This is a genomic window from Ruegeria sp. BB9, assembly GCF_056539345.1.
Map to the genome: position 1 here is coordinate 279,202 of NZ_JBQFUU010000005.1, position 15,875 is coordinate 295,076.

Below are 15,875 nucleotides of genomic sequence, written 5' to 3' on the forward strand. Positions count from 1 at the left end.
GCCGGGAAGTCAAGATTTGGAACGGTTCTAAATAGCTGCGGCCTGTCGGATTGCCATGTCCAGCCGGTCATCGCCCCAATAAAGCTCCTCATCCACGACAAAACTGGGGGCGCCGAAGATCCCCAGCGATTTGGCGCGGGCAACCTGTTCAAACAGAGAACTCTTGATGTCAGCGTCCGCGGTCCGGTCGATCATGTCCTCGGGGAGGCCGGCGGCGGACAGGGCGCTGCGAAGAACAGGCTCTTCGGAAATGTTCAGGCCTTGGCCAAACTGCGCGGCGAAAACGGCGCGGGAAAACGCAGCGCGCGCTTCACCCTGAGGGATGGCGAGCGCAAGGCGTGCGGCCTTCAGGCCGTTTTGCGGAAACTCGGCAGGTCGGGTCAGGGGCAGGTCACGCTGCCGGCAAAGCCGTTCCATGTCGCGCCACATGTACAGCCCCTTGGCCGGATAGATGTTGAACGGCGAGGTTATCCACCCCTGCTCGGCAAAAATGGGACCCAGAAGGAATGGCTGCCAGTCCACCTGCACGCCGCAGGCTGCCGCGTCCCGTTCGACCCGCATGGCGCTGAGGTAGGAATAGGTCGAGGCGAAATCGAACCAGAAGTGCAGGGTGGCGGGCATCAGGTGATCTCTTCGAGCTTCTCCTTGCTCAGGTCGCCCGGAACGATGGTGATCGGAATCGGCAAGCTGCCGGAATTCCGCGTCAACTGAGTGACCAGTGGACCCGGGCCCTTCTTGTCGGTACCCGCACCCAGAACAAGGACGCCGATCTCGGGATCCGAGCGGACATGCTCGATGATCTGCGGAACGGGCTCACCCTCGCGGATCGCCAGTTCCGGCTCGATCCCCTGCTTGTCGCGCATCCACTTTGCAAATACCTCGAAATGCGCATGGATACGCTCGCGGGCTTCTTCCCGCATCACTTCGGCCACGCCGATCCAGTGATTGAACTCGTCCGGAGGAATGACCGAGAGGATGGTCACCCCCCCGCCCGTATGCGCAGCACGCATCGCGGCGAAACGCATGGCGTTCAGGCACTCGCGGCTATCGTCAAGAACTACAAGGAACTTGCGCATGAATGTCCTCTCCGGTTTTCGGGATCATGCCCGAGCATTCGGTGTCTGGCAACTCGGGCCGCGACGGGCCTTCGCTTATTGGTTGCTGGCCGCCCAGTCCCAGTAGAGCGCGCGCGTGCGGCGCGTGATAGGGCCAATCTGATATTGCGTGTCGTCCAGTGCGGTCACGGGCGTGACCTTGTTCATGTTGCCGGACATGAACACTTCGTCGGCGTCGTGGAAATCGTCGAAGGTCAGAACAGTTTCGTGAACCGTCACACCGTCGCGCCGCAGATTGTCGATGTGCCGCGCACGGGTGATGCCTGCAAGGAAGGTGCCGTTCGGTGCCGGAGTAAACACCTCGCCATCCTTGGCCATGAAGATGTTGGCCGTTGCGGTTTCTGCCACGTTGCCCATGGCATCGGTCACCAATGCGTTTGAGAACCCCTTGGATCGTGCTTCCGCCAGCATTCGGGCGTTGTTTGGATAAAGGCACCCGGCCTTGGCGTTGACAACCGCGCTTTCCAGAACCGGGCGGCGGAAGCGGGTGGTCGTCAGCGTGACCGAGGCCGCCTCGGGCGCCATCGGGATTTCTTCGAGGCAGATGGCAAAGCCTGTGCTGTCACCCTGCGGCACGATCGCCGTCGCGTCTCCGTCGATCCCCCAGTACATAGGGCGAATGTAGACGGCGGCCTCGGTCGGGTAAGCTTCAAGACCTTCGCGGATCAGTTCGACCATCTGTTCGGTGGTCACGGTCGGAGTGAGCATCAGCGCCTCGGCCGAGCGGTTCACCCGGTCGCAATGCGCGGCCAGATCCGGGGTCATGCCATCAAATCGGCGGGCTCCGTCAAACACTGACGAACCCAACCAGGCCCCGTGGTCCGCAGCCCGCATGATCGGGGCATCGCTATCGTGCCATTTGCCATCGAAATAAGTGCGGATATTCTTGCCGACTGCCATTTTGCCCTCCGTCAATTCCGCCGAACCGTAGGAGCGCGCGCGCCTGAGGTCCAGCAGATTATCCCGTCGCCATAGGCAACACGTCGCGCTTGACCATTGCGCGCAGGGCGAAGTTGGAGCGCAGGTTGCGGATGCCGGGAATCTGCATCAGCCGATTTTCCAGAAACGCGTCAAAGGCGGTCAGGTCACGCGCCACGACACGCAGCAGGATGTCGCGCGAGCCGGTCATTAGGTAACACTCCATCACCTCATCGCATCGCAGGATGGCGCGTTCGAAGGCGTCGACGGCGTTGCGGTCCTGTTTCTCCAGTTCAACAGACACGAAAATCGTGACCCCAAAGCCCAGTTTCTCGGGGTCGACCTGCGCCGAATATCCGGTGATCACCCCGTCGCGGCGCAGGCGGTCCAGGCGTCGCGCGCAGGGCGTCGGCGACAGGCCAACCTTTTCGGCCAGGTCCAGAACGGTCATGCGCCCGTCCTGCTGCAGCGCGCGCACGATCTTGCGGTCGATCTGGTCCATGGAGAGAATCCCTAAAATGATCGGCTCAGATTACTATTATCTCCAAGAGAGATAAGTTGGCCAGCATGTATTGGCGAAAATCGCTCGGTCGGATGTGGCAGAATCCATCTGTCTTTCCGGAGGAGCAAAATGGAACTAACCACGATTGACGCGCCAGATCACGAGCGTGTGGTCGAATTCAAAGACGCCGCCAGCGGGCTTTCGGGCTTTGTGGCGATCCACTCCACGCAATTGGGGCCGGCAGCGGGCGGCGTGCGGATGCGCACCTATGGCCACCCGTCCGAAGCGCTGGACGATGCGCTGCGCCTGTCGCGGGGCATGACCTACAAGAACGCCGCGGCCGATCTGCCGCTGGGCGGGGGCAAGGCCGTGATCATCGGCGACCCGAGCGCGGACAAGACGCCCGGGCTGCTGCAAGCCTTTGGCCGCGTGGTCCAAAGCCTCGGCGGCCAGTACTGGACGGCCGAGGACATGGGGATGACCCCGGCCGACATGGCCCAGATCGGCACCGAAACCGAGTATGTCGCCGGTCTGCCCGATGGACCGTTCGCCAGCGGCGACCCGTCGCCCATCACTGCCCGCGGGATCTTCAACGCCATCCGCGTCACCGCGCGGCACCGGTTCGGGGCCGACGACCTGAGCGGCAAGACCGTCTCGGTGCAGGGGCTGGGCCATGTGGGCGAACATCTGTGCGCGCTGTTGCACGACGCCGGGGCGAAACTGGTGATCACCGACATCGATGCGGGCCAGACCGCCCGGCTGGCGGACCGGTTCGCGGCGCAGGCCGTCGCGCCCGATGCGATCTATGCGGCCCAGGCGGATATTTTCGCGCCCTGCGCCATCGGCGGCATCCTGAACGAAACCAGCATTCCGCTGCTGAAGGTCGGCGCGGTGGCCGGAGGGGCCAACAACCAATTGGCGACCGATGCCGACGCGCAGCGCCTGCATGACCGCGGCATCCTCTATGCTCCGGATTTCGTGGCCAATGGCGGCGGGATCGTGAACGTCGCGACCGAGATCCTGAAGATCAAGGATCGCGAAGCTTGGGTCGGTCAGCGGCTTGAGGCGCTGGAGCGGACGATGGACCGCATCCTGACCCGCGCCAAGGTCGATGGCGTCAGCCCCCATGCGGTGGCCGAATCCATCGTCGAGGAAAAACTGCACCCGCAGGCCGCCTGACCTGTAACGCAAAACGCCGCCCCTTGCCGGGGGCGGCGCTGCAGTTTCTGTCTGGTGCTCAGGCGCGGCCGGCGCCCACCATCCCCACGATTTCGTAGGTGCGGCTGAGGATCGGAGCCGCGATTTCCCGCGCCCGTTCCGCGCCACGGTCCAGGATCCTGTCGATCTCGGCCTGATCGCCCATCAGTCGCGCCATCTCGGTCGAGATCGGCGACAGCTTTGCGACCGCCAGATCGGCCAGCATCGGCTTGAATTCACCGAACTGCTTGCCCCCGACCTCGGCCAGAACCTGCTCGACCGTCTGATCGCTGAGCGCGGCATAGATGTTGACCAGGTTGCGCGCCTCGGGGCGGTCTTCCAACCCGTCCACCTCCGAGGGCAGGGCGTCGGGGTCGGTCTTGGCCTTGCGGATCTTCTTGGCGATGGTGTCGGCATCGTCGGTCATGTTGATCCGGCTCATATCGGACGGGTCCGACTTGGACATCTTCTTGGCCCCGTCGCGCAGGCTCATCACGCGGGTCGCCGCGCCCTCGATCACCGGCTCGGTGATCGGGAAGAAATCGACGCCATAGTCGTGGTTGAACTTGATGGCGATGTCGCGGGTCAGCTCAAGATGCTGTTTCTGGTCGTCGCCCACCGGGACATGGGTCGCGTGATAGACCAGAATGTCGGCGGCCATCAGCGAGGGATAGGCGAAAAGGCCCAGCGAGGCGTTCTGCTGGTTCTTGCCCGCCTTGTCCTTCCACTGGGTCATGCGCTGCATCCAGCCCATGCGCGCAACACAGTTGAAGATCCAGGCCAGTTGCGCGTGCTCGGGCACCTGTGACTGGTTGAACAGGATCGACTGCTCCGGGTCGATGCCGGCGGCGATGAAGCCCGCGCACAGCTCGCGCGTGGAATGCGCCAGTTCTTTGGGGTCCTGCCAGACGGTGACCGCGTGAAGATCGACCATGCAGTACACGGTCTCCATCTCCGGCCCCTGCATATCCACAAAACGCTTGAGCGCACCAAGGTAGTTGCCAAGATGCAGGTTTCCCGAGGGCTGAATGCCGGAAAACACGCGCGGCGTGAACTTGGTTTCGGTCATGGAAGGGAACTCCCGTCTGGAAAAATAAGCCTCCGTCGCTTACCCATGAGGCAAAGGGACGTCAACAGCCGCGAAAGGCCCGCCCAATGAGCAGCGAGCATTACACACCCCCCGTGAACCCCCTGCCGCCCGTGGTGGTGGCGCTGGTCTTGTTCATCATGGGGATCGAACTGGCCTTCACCCTCGGCACGCGCGGCCTGGTCGGCGGACCGGGCGCGGTGGGATGGCGGCTAGAGGCGATTCAGCGCTATTCCTTCTCGGCCGACATCTTCGACTGGATGGTGATGAACGGGCGTTGGCCGGTCGAGCATGTGATCCGGTTCTTCACCTACCCCTTCGTGTCAGGCAGCTTTACCCAGGCGCTTTTTGTCTGCGTCTTTGTTTTGGCGATGGGCAAGATGGTGGGTGAGGTCTTTGGCGGTTTTGCGATGCTGGTGATCTTTGTGCTGTCCGGCGTGGGCGGGGCGCTGGCCTATGCGGTGCTGCTGGACCCGCGCTATCCGCTGGTCGGGGGCTTCCCGCCGGTCTACGGCCTGATCGGCGCGTTCACCTGGCTGCTATGGCGCAGGCTGTCGCTGGTCGGAGAGAACCAGGCGCGGGCGTTCCAGTTGATCGCGGTGCTGATGGGTATCCAACTGTTGTTCGGGCTGATCTTCGGCGGCACCTCGGATTGGGTGGCCGATCTGGGTGGGTTCGCGACCGGGTTCGGGCTGTCGTTTTTCGTGGCGCCGGGCGGATGGGCGCGGCTGGTGGGGCGTATTCGGCGGGACTGAGGTGGTCAGGACCTTCGCAGGGCGGACCGGAACTCGGACAGGCGGAATGCGCCCAGCAGGTGGCCCAGAAGGAAGTAAGATACCGCGGCGACCACGATCAGGCCCAGCAAGGCCAGATAGCGCCAGCCCGGAACCTCGAACGTCCAACCGAACAGCTGCATCGCCGCGATCAGCAACACGCCCATTCCTATTGAGGCGGCCAATATCCTGGGCGCGCGGCGCTTGAAACGGTCGTCGAAACGGGCTTCGTCGCCCATGCGCCGGGCGCCCAGTGCCAATTGCGCCACCATGCCCCACCCGGCGGCCGAGGCCGCGATGGCCGGGGCGATCCAGCCGACGATCGGGTACAGCCCAAAGGCCAGAACAGCGTTGATGACCATCGCCACCACGGCATACCGGAAGGGCGAGCGGGTATCCTCACGCGCGAAGAACAGCGGTTGCAGCAGCTTTTGCAGCATGAAAGCCGGCAGTCCGATGCCATAGACCGCCACGGCCAGAGCGGTGGCAGCCGTGTCTTCGGGTGTGAACTGTCCACGCTCGAACAGGACCGAGACCAGTGGCGCGGGGATAAGCACGAAGGCCACGGTTGCCGGAATAGTCAGCAGTAGGGTGAACTCTCCGGCGCGGGAAAAGGCGTTGCGCGCGCCATCGCCGTCCCCCGCGCGCAGGCGGCGCGACAGGTCGGGCAACAGCACGATGCCAACGGCGATGCCGACCACGCCCAGCGGCAGCTGATACAGCCGGTCGGCGGCAAAGAGCCAGCTGATGGCCTTTTCGGTCTTTGACGCGACCAGTTGCCCAACAACGAGATTGACCTGCGTCACACCCATGGCAAGTGCCGCCGGTACCGCGATCCGAACCATGTTGCGCATTTCAGGGCTGAGCTTCGGCCGGCCGAACCGGATGCGAATTCCGGCGCGTTCGGTGGCGACCCAAACCAGCGCCAGTTGAGCGACCCCGGCAATGGGTATGACGGCGATGAGCAAACGGATGACCTCGCCACCGGTTGCCGCGCCTACGATCAGTGCCGTGCAGGCGAAGATGTTCAGCAGGACCGGCGCCGCCGCCGCGGCGGCAAAGCGGCCTGTGGCATTGAGAACCCCGGAAAACAGCGCGGCCAGGGACATGAACAGAATGTAGGGAAAGACGACATATCCGTAGTCGACCGCCAGATCGAAACGTTCGTCGCCATAAAACCCCTCGGCAGTCAGCCAGACCAGCCCCGGCATGAAGACCATGGCCAGCCCGACCAGCGCCAGAACGGCCGCCGCCAGCAGGTTGAACGCGTCCTGCGCAAACCCCTGCGCGTCTTCGCCCCCTTCCAACCGTTTCGAGAACATCGGAACGAAGGCCGCATTGAAAGCGCCCTCGGCGAAGAACCGGCGGAACATGTTGGGCAGGCGGAAGGCTGCGACAAAAGCATCCATGACCGGCCCCGGCCCGATATAGGCTGTCAGCAGAATTTCCCGCAGAAAGCCTAGAATACGGCTGGCAAGGGTCCAGAACCCGACCGTGAACAGGCCCGAGAACAGGCGGATCTGCTTCATGAGGCCGCCCGCTCGGCGCCTTCGGTGATCGCGGTGCGCAGCTTGGCTTCCAGCGTTCTCTGCTTGGCCTCCGAGTGGTATTTGAGCCCGAACATGTCCTTGACGTAGAACGTATCCACCACCTGCTCGCCATAGGTCGCGATCACGGCATTGGCGATATAGACATTGGCGGCGGCAAGGGTCCGGGCCAGATCATAGAGCAGGCCCGGCCGGTCGCGGGTATCGACTTCGATGATCGTGTAGATCTCGGACCCTTCATTGTCGAAGGTGATGTGCGTCGGGACGTTGAACGCCTTTTCCCGCTTCTTGATCTTGTCGCGGGACCTGAGCGCCTCGCGGGCCACCACTTCGCCCTTGAGGGTGCGGTGGATCATCTGGGTCAGGCGCGGCAGACGCGACAACTCGAACGGGTGTCCGTCAGCGTCCTGAATCCAGAACGCGTCGGTCACGTAGCCGTCCTTGGTGGTATAGCTGCGGGCATCAACCACGTTTGCGCCCACGAGCGCCAGTGCGCCGGCGATGCGGGCAAAGATACCTGGGTGGTCGGCCATCGCGAAGCAGGCGCGGGTGGCGTCGCGATCCTCGTCTGGTTGCAGGCGGATCTCCATCGCGCCGGGGTCACCGTCGGCTTCCAGTGCGCGCAACATCTCAGCGAATTCGACATGGGTCGAGAGGTTGAGCCCCTGCCAATACGGATCATAGTGCCGCCCGGTTTCCGTCTTGAGATCGGCCTTGGACCAGGCAGACAACGCGTCACGCAGCGCTTTCTTGGCCTCGGCGCCACGATTGGCACGGTTGAGGTCCTCCATGCCGGTTTCCAGCGCGCGCTTGGTTTCCGCATGCAAGGCCCGTAGCAGGGTGGCCTTCCAGTTGTTCCAGGTGTTCGGCCCAACGCCGCGGATGTCGCAGACTGTCAGGACAGTCAGCAGATCCAGCCGTTTGACGGTCTGAACCGCCTTGGCAAAGTCGCGCACCGTGCGTGGGTCCGAGATGTCGCGCTTCTGTGCCATGTCCGACATCAGCAGGTGATAGCGCACCAGCCATTCGACGGTTTCGCATTCTTTCTTGTTCAGCCCCAGCCGAGGCGCGACCGTCCGTGCGATCTTGGCCCCCAGGATCGAGTGATCCTCGGGGCGGCCCTTGGCGATGTCGTGCAACAGCAAAGCGACGTAAAGCACACGCCGGTTCACTCCGCCCTCGAGGATCGACGAAGCCAGCGGCAGCGCTTCGACAAGTTCGCCCCGTTCTATCTGCGCCAGGTTGATGATGCACTGGATCGTGTGCTCGTCCACCGTGTAGCTGTGGTACATATTGAACTGCATCATCGCCACGATGGGCTCGAACTCGGGGATGAAGGCCGACAGAACGCCCAACTCGTTCATGCGGCGCAGCGCGCGTTCGGGATTGCCGTGTTTCAGCATCAGATCCAGAAAGATGCGCCTCGCCTCTTTGTCGTTGCGCATTTCGTCATCGATCAGGTGCAGGTTGGCCGTGACTAGTCGCATTGCATCGGGATGGATCAGCATACCCGTGCGCAGACCTTCATCGAACAGACGCAGTAGATTCAGCTTGTCGGACAGAAAGCTTTTTGGTTCGGCCACATCCAGCCGGCCATGAACAACCTTATAGCCCGCCTTGACCCGTGGCTTGCGGCTGAAGATGCGTTCCAGCAACGGCGCGTTTTTCATATGTGCTGCTTCAAGCTTGGTCAGGAAGATCCGTGTCAGCTCGCCCACTTGAGTGGCTTCTCGGAAATAGCGCTGCATGAAGATTTCGACGGCCCGGCGGCCCGCTCGGTCTTCGTAACCCATCCGGTCGGCCACCTCGACCTGCAGATCAAAGGTCAGCTGTTCGGTTGCGCGCCGTGTCACCAGATGAAGATGCGAACGTACGGCCCAAAGGAAGTCTTCGGCCTGCACGAACGTGTTGAATTCGTCTTGGGTGAACAGCCCCAGCGGGACAAGTTCAGCCACGTCGTGAACGCCGTAGATGTATTTGGCGATCCAATACAGCGACTGCAGGTCACGAAGGCCGCCTTTGCCTTCTTTCACGTTCGGTTCGACCATGTAACGCTCGCCCTGCTTGTGGTGGCGTTCGTCGCGTTCATGCAGTTTGGCTTCGATGAATTCGCGTTCGGTTCCTTTGAACAGCTCGGATTTCAGCCGGCTTTCCAGCTCATCGGCCAGGTCCCGATCACCGGCCAGATAGCGCTGTTCCAGCATCGCTGTCCGGATCGTGAAATCCTCGTCTCCCAGACGCAGGCAATCACGGATCGTGCGCGAGGAATGCCCGACTTTCAGCCGCAGATCCCAGAGAATGTACAGCATCGACTCGATCACGCTCTCGGCCCAGGCCGTGATCTTGTAGGGAGTCAGAAACAGCAGATCGACATCCGAAAACGGCGCCATCTCGCCGCGCCCATAGCCGCCCACCGCCAAAACCGCCATCTTCTCGCCCTGGGTCGGGTTGGCCAATGGATGCAGATGCTGTCCGGCCACAGTCATCGCGGCGCAGACCAGCCCATCGGTCAGATAGGTGTAGGACCGCGTTAACGGCCGGGCGTCGAAGGGCCGGGCGGCGAACGCCTCCTCGATGGCCTGACGCCCAGATTTCTGAGCATCCCGCAGAATCCGGACGGCCTCGTTTCGGGCTGCGGCCGTTTCCGGAATGTCTTTCAGGGCCTTCGACAGCAGCGCGTTGACCTTTTCGCCATCGAAGATTTCGCTGGCGTCGCAGATCAATGCGCCAGCCGGCGCGGGGATCGTCACAAGCTGATCAGAAACCGGCGCCAGAGAAGCTTTGCGGGGCAGGGTCAATCACAACTACCTGTTTGTTCTGGATCGTGGCCACGGCCAGACCTCGTTCATTCGTACCGTTCGGGCGCAGACGGAAAATTCCGCCAACACCTTGGAACCCGGCATTCTGGGTCAGGGCCGCAGCGGAAAGGGCATTGGACTTGCCTTGGCTGGCCAGAGCGCCGATGGCAGCGATGCCGTCATAGGCCAGGCCGCTGATCGGATGCGGTGCCTCGCCATAGGTCGCGTTGTAGCGCACGCGATAGGCCTGGGCCTTGGCGGGGTCGGGCAAGGCAAACCACCCGCCCTGCACGCCCGGTAGTTCCAGCGTCTGGGCCGGAATATCCCAGCGGGTCAGGCCAATATATTGCACGGTTGCCGGAGAGACACCGGTCTCGGGCAGCAACTGGCTGAAGAGCGGCAGCGCACCGGCGGTCGTGGCGGTCAAAAAGAGTGAATCCGCCCCCGTCGAGTCCACAGTTGCCTTGATTGCAGGGATGGCGTCGATCACACCCTGCTGAGATCGATCAAAACCGACCACACCCGCATTCGCCACTCGGCTGTTGCCAAGGGCGTTCGAGATTGCCGCCTGGCCCAATTGGCCTGCCGCATCATTGCTGTGCACGATGACTGTGCTTTTCTTTCCCTGTTTGCCGGCGTAGCTGACAAGCCGGTTAGCCGTGTTGTCGAAGGTCGGGCCAAGGACAAACACGTTTCCGCCGGCAATGCTTGTATTGTTCGAGAAGGACAGAACGTTCACATTCTTGCTCAGAACCGCAAGGCCCGCAGCATTTGCAGCCTGCGCGTAGACCGGCCCCAGAATGACCTTTGCGCCGTCGGCAACGGCCTGCTGCGCAACTGCGGCTGCCGTGTTCGGATTGCCGGCAGTGTCATAGACGCGAAGATCGATCTTGACGTTGTTCAGATCGGCCATGGCCAGCCGGGCAGCGTTCTCAAGGCTTTGCGCCAACGCGGCGTCGCCCGATTTGGGCACCAGCAGGGCTACGGGGATCGGCTCTGATGTATCTATCGACGGTCCGCGCCCGGTGGCGCCGGGTTCGCAGGCGGCCAAAAATGCCGCCGCGGTCAGGCCGATGGCGATTTTCGCCAGTTTGCGAACGGGCTTGCAAACGGTAAACATCTAAATGAAAACTCCCTGATCCGGCGGCAAAGAACGCTGCTGTTCTATCACGCCGCGATAATAAACGTCACGCTGCGAGGGTCCAGCTTTGAATTTCCAAAAGGTAAGATTGGCTGGGGGGCTGTATTTTGTTGCCACTCCGATCGGAACGGCGCGCGACATTACGCTCAGGGCGCTGGACGTTCTGGCCTCGGCGGATGTGATTGCGGCGGAAGATACACGCAGCCTGCGCAGACTGATGGAGATTCACGGTGTACCCCTCGAAGGGCGGCGCATCCTGGCCTATCACGACCACAGCGGCACGGCTGCGCGTGAAAAACTGATTGCCGAACTGTCAAAGGGCAAGTCCGTGGCCTACGCGTCCGAGGCCGGCATGCCCCTGATCGCCGATCCGGGATACGACCTGGGCAAACAGGCGGCCGAGGCCGGATTCACCGTGACCTGCGCGCCGGGACCCTCGGCGGCGCTGACCGCCCTGACGCTTGCCGGGTTGCCGACCGATGCCTTCTTCTTTGCAGGGTTCCTACCGAATGCGGCCGGCGCGCGCCGGTCGCGGATCGACGCGCTGCGGGACATTCCGGGGACACTTGTGTTTTACGAATCCCCCAAACGCCTGGCGGCGTGCCTGGCGGACCTGGCGCAGGTTCTGGGCGGTGATCGGCAGGCGGCCATGTGCCGGGAACTGACCAAGAAGTTCGAGGAAGTCCGGCGGGGTAGCCTGGCAGAGCTGTCCGAACAGTATCGAGATGCCACTGTGAAGGGCGAGATCGTCTTGCTGGTGGACCGTGCCCATTCACAAGCCGTTAACGATTCAGATGTAGAAGAAGCGTTGCGACAGGCTCTGGAAACGCACTCGGTCCGGGATGCGGCAGATCTGGTGTCCAGGATGTATGATTTGCCAAGGCGGCCGATTTACCAGAAGGCCTTGCAACTGGGAAAGGGATGACATGGCGCGACGGTCGGTCCAAGGCTCGGTTTCCTATCACGCCGGGCAGGCGGCCGAGCACAGCGTCGCTGCCGACTACGAAAGCCGAGGGTTCAAGGTCTGTCACAGGCGCTGGCGCGGCGCCGGGGGCGAGATCGACCTGATCGTTCGGGATGCGCAGGGCCTTGTTTTCGTCGAGGTCAAGAAAAGCCAAAGCTTTGACACTGCCGCCGCGCGGATCAGCAAGCGTCAGATCGACAGAATATATGCCTCGGCGGCGCAGTATTTGGCGCAGGAACCGGGCGGGCAGCTGACCAATGTCCGGTTCGATGCGGCGCTGGTGGATGCAACAGGCGCAGTGCAAATCGTCGAAAACGCCTTTGGTCAGGGCTGATCGCCATTGAACACCCGTCCCCGCTGGGCCATGTATCTGGCGTGACTACGAGGGACACGCCATGAAAATCGCCTTTCAGATGGACCCGATCGGGGCCGTGGACATCAATGCCGACAGCTCGTTCCGGCTGGCCGAAGAAGCCCAGGCCCGTGGGCACCAGCTGTTTTACTACGGACCTGATCAACTGGCCTATCAAGAGGGGCGCATCACCGCCCGCGGTCACGACATGACGGTGCAACGGGTTGCGGAGCAGCCGGCGGTTCTGGGACCTGAGCGCGAGGTTGATCTGGCGGATTTCGATGTCGTCTGGCTGCGGCAGGACCCGCCGTTCGACATGCACTATATCACCTCGACGCACCTGCTGGATCGGTTGCGCGGACAGGCGCTGGTGGTGAATGATCCGTTCTGGGTGCGCAACTACCCGGAAAAATTGCTGGTTCTGGATTTTCCCGACCTGACACCGCCCACCACGATCGCCCGCGATCTGCGGACCATCAAGGCGTTCAAGGAAAAGCATGGAGACATCATCCTCAAGCCGCTCTATGGCAACGGCGGGGCCGGCGTGTTCCGGCTGGATGCCGATGACCGCAACCTGACCTCGTTGCACGAGCTGTTCACGGGCTTCTCGCGAGAGCCGCTGATCGTTCAGAAATTCCTGCCGGATGTGCGCAACGGCGACAAACGGGTGATCCTGGTCGATGGCGAGCCGGTCGGTGCGATCAACCGCGTTCCGGCCGAGGGTGAGACCCGGTCGAACATGCATGTGGGCGGCCGTCCCGAAAAGATCGGGCTGACCGACCGCGATCTTGAAATCTGCGCGGCCATCGGCCCACTGCTGAAGGAAAAGGGCCAGATCTTTGTGGGTATCGACGTGATCGGAGATTATCTGACAGAAATCAACGTGACCTCGCCCACCGGAATCCAGGAATTGGAGCGGTTCAACGGTACAAATATTGCCGAAAAGATCTGGCAGGCGATCGAGGCCAAGGTCTAAGCCGAAACTCGCGCGCTGATCCTGTAGCTCAGCGCCTCGGCCACATGCGGGCGGCGCACATCGGGCGCGCCCTCGAGATCGGCAATGGTGCGGGCCACGCGCAGGATGCGGTGGTAAGCCCGTGCCGACAGGCCGAACCGCTCGGCCGCCTTGACCAGCAGGTCCTTGCCCTCGGCATCTGGTGCGGCGACCTCTTCCAGCAGATTGCCCTCGATATCGGCGTTCTGGCGAATCCCGGGCGTGTTCTGAAAGCGCCGGGCCTGAACACCGCGCGCCTGTTGCACCCGCGCGGCGACGGTGGCCGAGCTGTCGCCGGATGGCGGCAGGTCAAGGTCGGTAAAGCCCACGGGCGGCACTTCGATCCGCAGGTCGAACCGGTCCATCAGCGGCCCCGAGATGCGGCCCAGATAGTCCTCGCCGCAGACGGTTGCGCGCGAGCAGGCGCGGGACGGGTCGCTGAGATATCCGCATTTGCAGGGGTTCGCCGCCGCCACCAACATGAACCGGCAGGGGTATTTTACATGGGCGTTGGCGCGGGCGACCATGACTTCGCCGGTCTCGATGGGCTGGCGCAGGGTTTCCAGAACCGTGCGTGGAAATTCGGGGAATTCGTCCATGAACAGGACGCCGTTGTGGGCCAGGGAAATCTCGCCGGGTTTCGCGCCTTTTCCGCCGCCCACGATCGCCGCCATCGACGCCGTATGATGCGGTTCGCGGAACGGGCGGGTCCGGCTGATGCCGCCTTCGTCCAGCATGCCGCACAGCGATTGGATCATCGAGGTCTCGAGCGCTTCGGTGGGCGTCAGCGGCGGCAGAATGCCGGGCAAGCGGGCGGCGAGCATGGATTTGCCCGATCCCGGCGTGCCGATCATGATCATGTGGTGACGGCCGGCCGCTGCGATTTCCAATGCGCGTTTTGCCCGTTCCTGCCCTTTTACGTCGCGCAGATCGCGGGTCGAGGGCTCCAACCTGACCTCGCCGGGCTGGGCGACCGGCAGGGGCGACTGGCCGGTGAAATGGCGCACGACGTCGGCCAGGGACGCGGCCCCGATCACCTGGGTCGCGTCGACCCAGGCCGCCTCGGCACCTGACACGCGCGGACACAGCAGCGTGCGGCCCTCGGCCGCGGCGGTCATCGCGGCGGGCAGGGCGCCGGCCACGGGCACCAATGAGCCGTCCAGCGAAAGCTCGCCCAGAGCCATGGTGGCTTCGGCGGCGTCGGCGGGCAGGATGTCGATGGCACAGAGCAGGGCCAGCGCGATCGGCAGGTCGAAATGGCTTCCCTCCTTGGGCAGGTCAGCGGGCGACAGGTTGATCGTGATACGTTTGGAGGGCAGCGCAATGGCCATCGCGCTGAGCGCACTGCGCACGCGTTCGCGGGCCTCGGACACGGCCTTGTCCGGCAGGCCGACGATTGAAAAGGCGGGCAGCCCGGGAGAGACGGCGCATTGCACCTCGACCGGGCGGGCCTCGACCCCCTGAAAAGCAACGGTATGAGCGCGGGCGACCATGGCGATCCTGTTCTTGGTTAATAGGACCTTGCTGCCATGGCGTCGGTTTAGGAATGGTTAACGGTCACACCGCTTGCCGGATCATTTGCGTGAATTTCGGCCACGCTCCGGGGTCGGCCACGGTTTTGTCGCGGCAGAAGGTGTTGCAGAAGCCCCATCGTTTGCCATCCAGCTCCAGAAATGCGGTCACCGGCTTGCCGGAATAGGGGCAGCGGTCATTGACCGAAGGCCCCGCCTCAACCGCGCGGGCCGTCGAGGCTCCGCCGACCGGCCAAGGCTCGGCGTCGAGCGGCTGGTCATAGGGGAAAGGGTCGTGGTCGACAGTCAGCCCCATCGCGCGCCATTGCCGAACTGCCGGGTCCGACAACAATTCCATGCAGTAGTCGTGGTTCTGCACGGATACGGGCAGACCGTAGCCGATGATCCGGGCCGCGATCGGCGTATAGAACACATCGGCCAGCGAATAGCTGCCGAACAACGGGCCGGACGTCGTGCCCGAGATCTTGCGCGCATGCGCCCACAAGGTCTCGATCCGGGTCAGATCGGCGCGGGTTTCGGCGGACGCCTCGAACCCTTTCCAGCGGTGTTTGAGTTGCATGGGGCAGGCCGACCGCAGCGCATGGAACCCGGCGACCATCTCGGCACACAGCCAACGGGCGGTTGCGCGGGCGGCGGCGTCCTGCGGCCAAAGCTCCGCATCGGGGTGGCGTTCAGCCAGCGTCTCGGCCATGGCGAGGCTTTCGCCGACCACCGTGCCTTCGGGCAGGCGTAGCGCGGGGACCAGACGGGCCGGGGCCAGCGGCTGCATGTCCCGGGCCATCGTGCCCGAATACAGGCCGATCATGTGGGTCGTGTAGGGCAGGCCGAATTTTTCCAGCATCAGCCAGCCGCGCATGGACCAACTGGAAAACAGGCGGTCCCCGATGAAAAGGTCATATGTCATGGCCCGAGGATGGCCGAACTTCTGGAATCAGTAAAACGCCGATTTGTGCGT

The 15,875-nt window shown here is 63.1% G+C and carries 15 protein-coding genes; 5 read left to right on the top strand and 10 right to left on the bottom strand.

All coding sequences use genetic code 11. From position 1 onward, the window contains the following. Nucleotides 1-27: 27 nt before the first annotated feature. The 4 genes from ACR0FC_RS17155 to ACR0FC_RS17170 form a co-directional block, all read right to left on the bottom strand. Entirely contained in the window at nucleotides 28-621 is a 594-nt protein-coding gene (locus ACR0FC_RS17155) for a 2-hydroxychromene-2-carboxylate isomerase (protein WP_170342155.1), read from the bottom strand. Next, a complete protein-coding gene (locus tag ACR0FC_RS17160; RefSeq protein WP_170342153.1) occupies nucleotides 621-1,076 on the bottom strand; it encodes a universal stress protein in 456 nt (151 codons plus the stop codon). The genes ACR0FC_RS17155 and ACR0FC_RS17160 overlap by 1 nt, the downstream gene beginning before the upstream one ends. 75 nt (nucleotides 1,077-1,151) lie before the next feature. After that, complete coding sequence (locus ACR0FC_RS17165; protein ID WP_170342152.1) at nucleotides 1,152-2,015, bottom strand: branched-chain amino acid aminotransferase; 864 nt, start codon at nucleotides 2,013-2,015, stop codon at nucleotides 1,152-1,154. A 58-nt stretch (nucleotides 2,016-2,073) separates the two neighbouring features. Continuing rightward, a complete protein-coding gene (locus ACR0FC_RS17170) occupies nucleotides 2,074-2,535 on the bottom strand; it encodes an Lrp/AsnC family transcriptional regulator (protein ID WP_170342150.1) in 462 nt (153 codons plus the stop codon). A 129-nt stretch (nucleotides 2,536-2,664) separates the two neighbouring features. Between ACR0FC_RS17170 and ACR0FC_RS17175 the strand changes: the two genes are divergently transcribed. Then, nucleotides 2,665-3,714, top strand: a complete 1,050-nt coding sequence (locus ACR0FC_RS17175; RefSeq protein ID WP_170342148.1) for a Glu/Leu/Phe/Val family dehydrogenase — start codon at nucleotides 2,665-2,667, stop codon at nucleotides 3,712-3,714. Nucleotides 3,715-3,772: 58 nt separating this feature from the next. Here ACR0FC_RS17175 and trpS read toward each other — a convergent pair whose 3' ends face one another. After that, entirely contained in the window at nucleotides 3,773-4,801 is a 1,029-nt protein-coding gene (gene trpS / locus ACR0FC_RS17180) for a tryptophan--tRNA ligase (protein WP_170342146.1), read from the bottom strand. A gap of 86 nt (nucleotides 4,802-4,887) precedes the next feature. On the opposite strand from trpS, the gene ACR0FC_RS17185 reads away from it, so the two are divergent. Further along, nucleotides 4,888-5,574, top strand: coding sequence for a rhomboid family intramembrane serine protease (locus ACR0FC_RS17185; protein ID WP_170342144.1), 687 nt, complete (start codon nucleotides 4,888-4,890; stop codon nucleotides 5,572-5,574). A gap of 5 nt (nucleotides 5,575-5,579) precedes the next feature. Here ACR0FC_RS17185 and murJ read toward each other — a convergent pair whose 3' ends face one another. Genes murJ through ACR0FC_RS17200 form a run of 3 tightly spaced genes read right to left on the bottom strand, consistent with a single transcriptional unit; the run spans nucleotide 5,580 to nucleotide 11,057 of the window. Continuing rightward, nucleotides 5,580-7,121: a murein biosynthesis integral membrane protein MurJ gene (gene murJ / locus ACR0FC_RS17190; protein ID WP_170342142.1), complete on the bottom strand. Its 1,542-nt coding sequence runs from the start codon at nucleotides 7,119-7,121 to the stop codon at nucleotides 5,580-5,582. Beyond that, entirely contained in the window at nucleotides 7,118-9,937 is a 2,820-nt protein-coding gene (locus ACR0FC_RS17195; protein WP_170342140.1) for a [protein-PII] uridylyltransferase, read from the bottom strand. The genes murJ and ACR0FC_RS17195 overlap by 4 nt, the downstream gene beginning before the upstream one ends. Next, on the bottom strand, nucleotides 9,897-11,057 hold the full coding sequence (locus tag ACR0FC_RS17200; protein WP_093963441.1) for a penicillin-binding protein activator: 1,161 nt from the start codon (nucleotides 11,055-11,057) through the stop codon (nucleotides 9,897-9,899). Before ACR0FC_RS17200 ends, ACR0FC_RS17195 begins: the two co-directional genes overlap by 41 nt. An 88-nt stretch (nucleotides 11,058-11,145) precedes the next feature. Between ACR0FC_RS17200 and rsmI the strand changes: the two genes are divergently transcribed. The 3 genes from rsmI to gshB all read left to right on the top strand — a co-directional run bounded on the left by rsmI (nucleotide 11,146) and on the right by gshB (nucleotide 13,370). Further along, nucleotides 11,146-12,003: a 16S rRNA (cytidine(1402)-2'-O)-methyltransferase gene (gene rsmI / locus ACR0FC_RS17205; RefSeq protein ID WP_170342138.1), complete on the top strand. Its 858-nt coding sequence runs from the start codon at nucleotides 11,146-11,148 to the stop codon at nucleotides 12,001-12,003. Nucleotide 12,004: 1 nt separating this feature from the next. Further along, entirely contained in the window at nucleotides 12,005-12,376 is a 372-nt protein-coding gene (locus ACR0FC_RS17210) for a YraN family protein (protein ID WP_170342137.1), read from the top strand. A gap of 61 nt (nucleotides 12,377-12,437) precedes the next feature. Continuing rightward, nucleotides 12,438-13,370 (top strand): glutathione synthase, encoded by a 933-nt coding sequence (gene gshB / locus ACR0FC_RS17215; protein WP_170342135.1) that lies wholly within the window; start codon nucleotides 12,438-12,440, stop codon nucleotides 13,368-13,370. Here the strand turns inward: gshB and ACR0FC_RS17220 are convergent. Together ACR0FC_RS17220 and ACR0FC_RS17225 are read right to left on the bottom strand one after the other, a co-directional pair. Continuing rightward, entirely contained in the window at nucleotides 13,367-14,881 is a 1,515-nt protein-coding gene (locus ACR0FC_RS17220; RefSeq protein WP_170342133.1) for a YifB family Mg chelatase-like AAA ATPase, read from the bottom strand. The two genes, gshB and ACR0FC_RS17220, sit on opposite strands and share 4 nt — an antisense overlap. 64 nt (nucleotides 14,882-14,945) lie before the next feature. After that, nucleotides 14,946-15,824 (bottom strand): glutathione S-transferase, encoded by an 879-nt coding sequence (locus tag ACR0FC_RS17225; protein ID WP_170342131.1) that lies wholly within the window; start codon nucleotides 15,822-15,824, stop codon nucleotides 14,946-14,948. Between the last annotated feature and the right edge of the window lie 51 nt (nucleotides 15,825-15,875).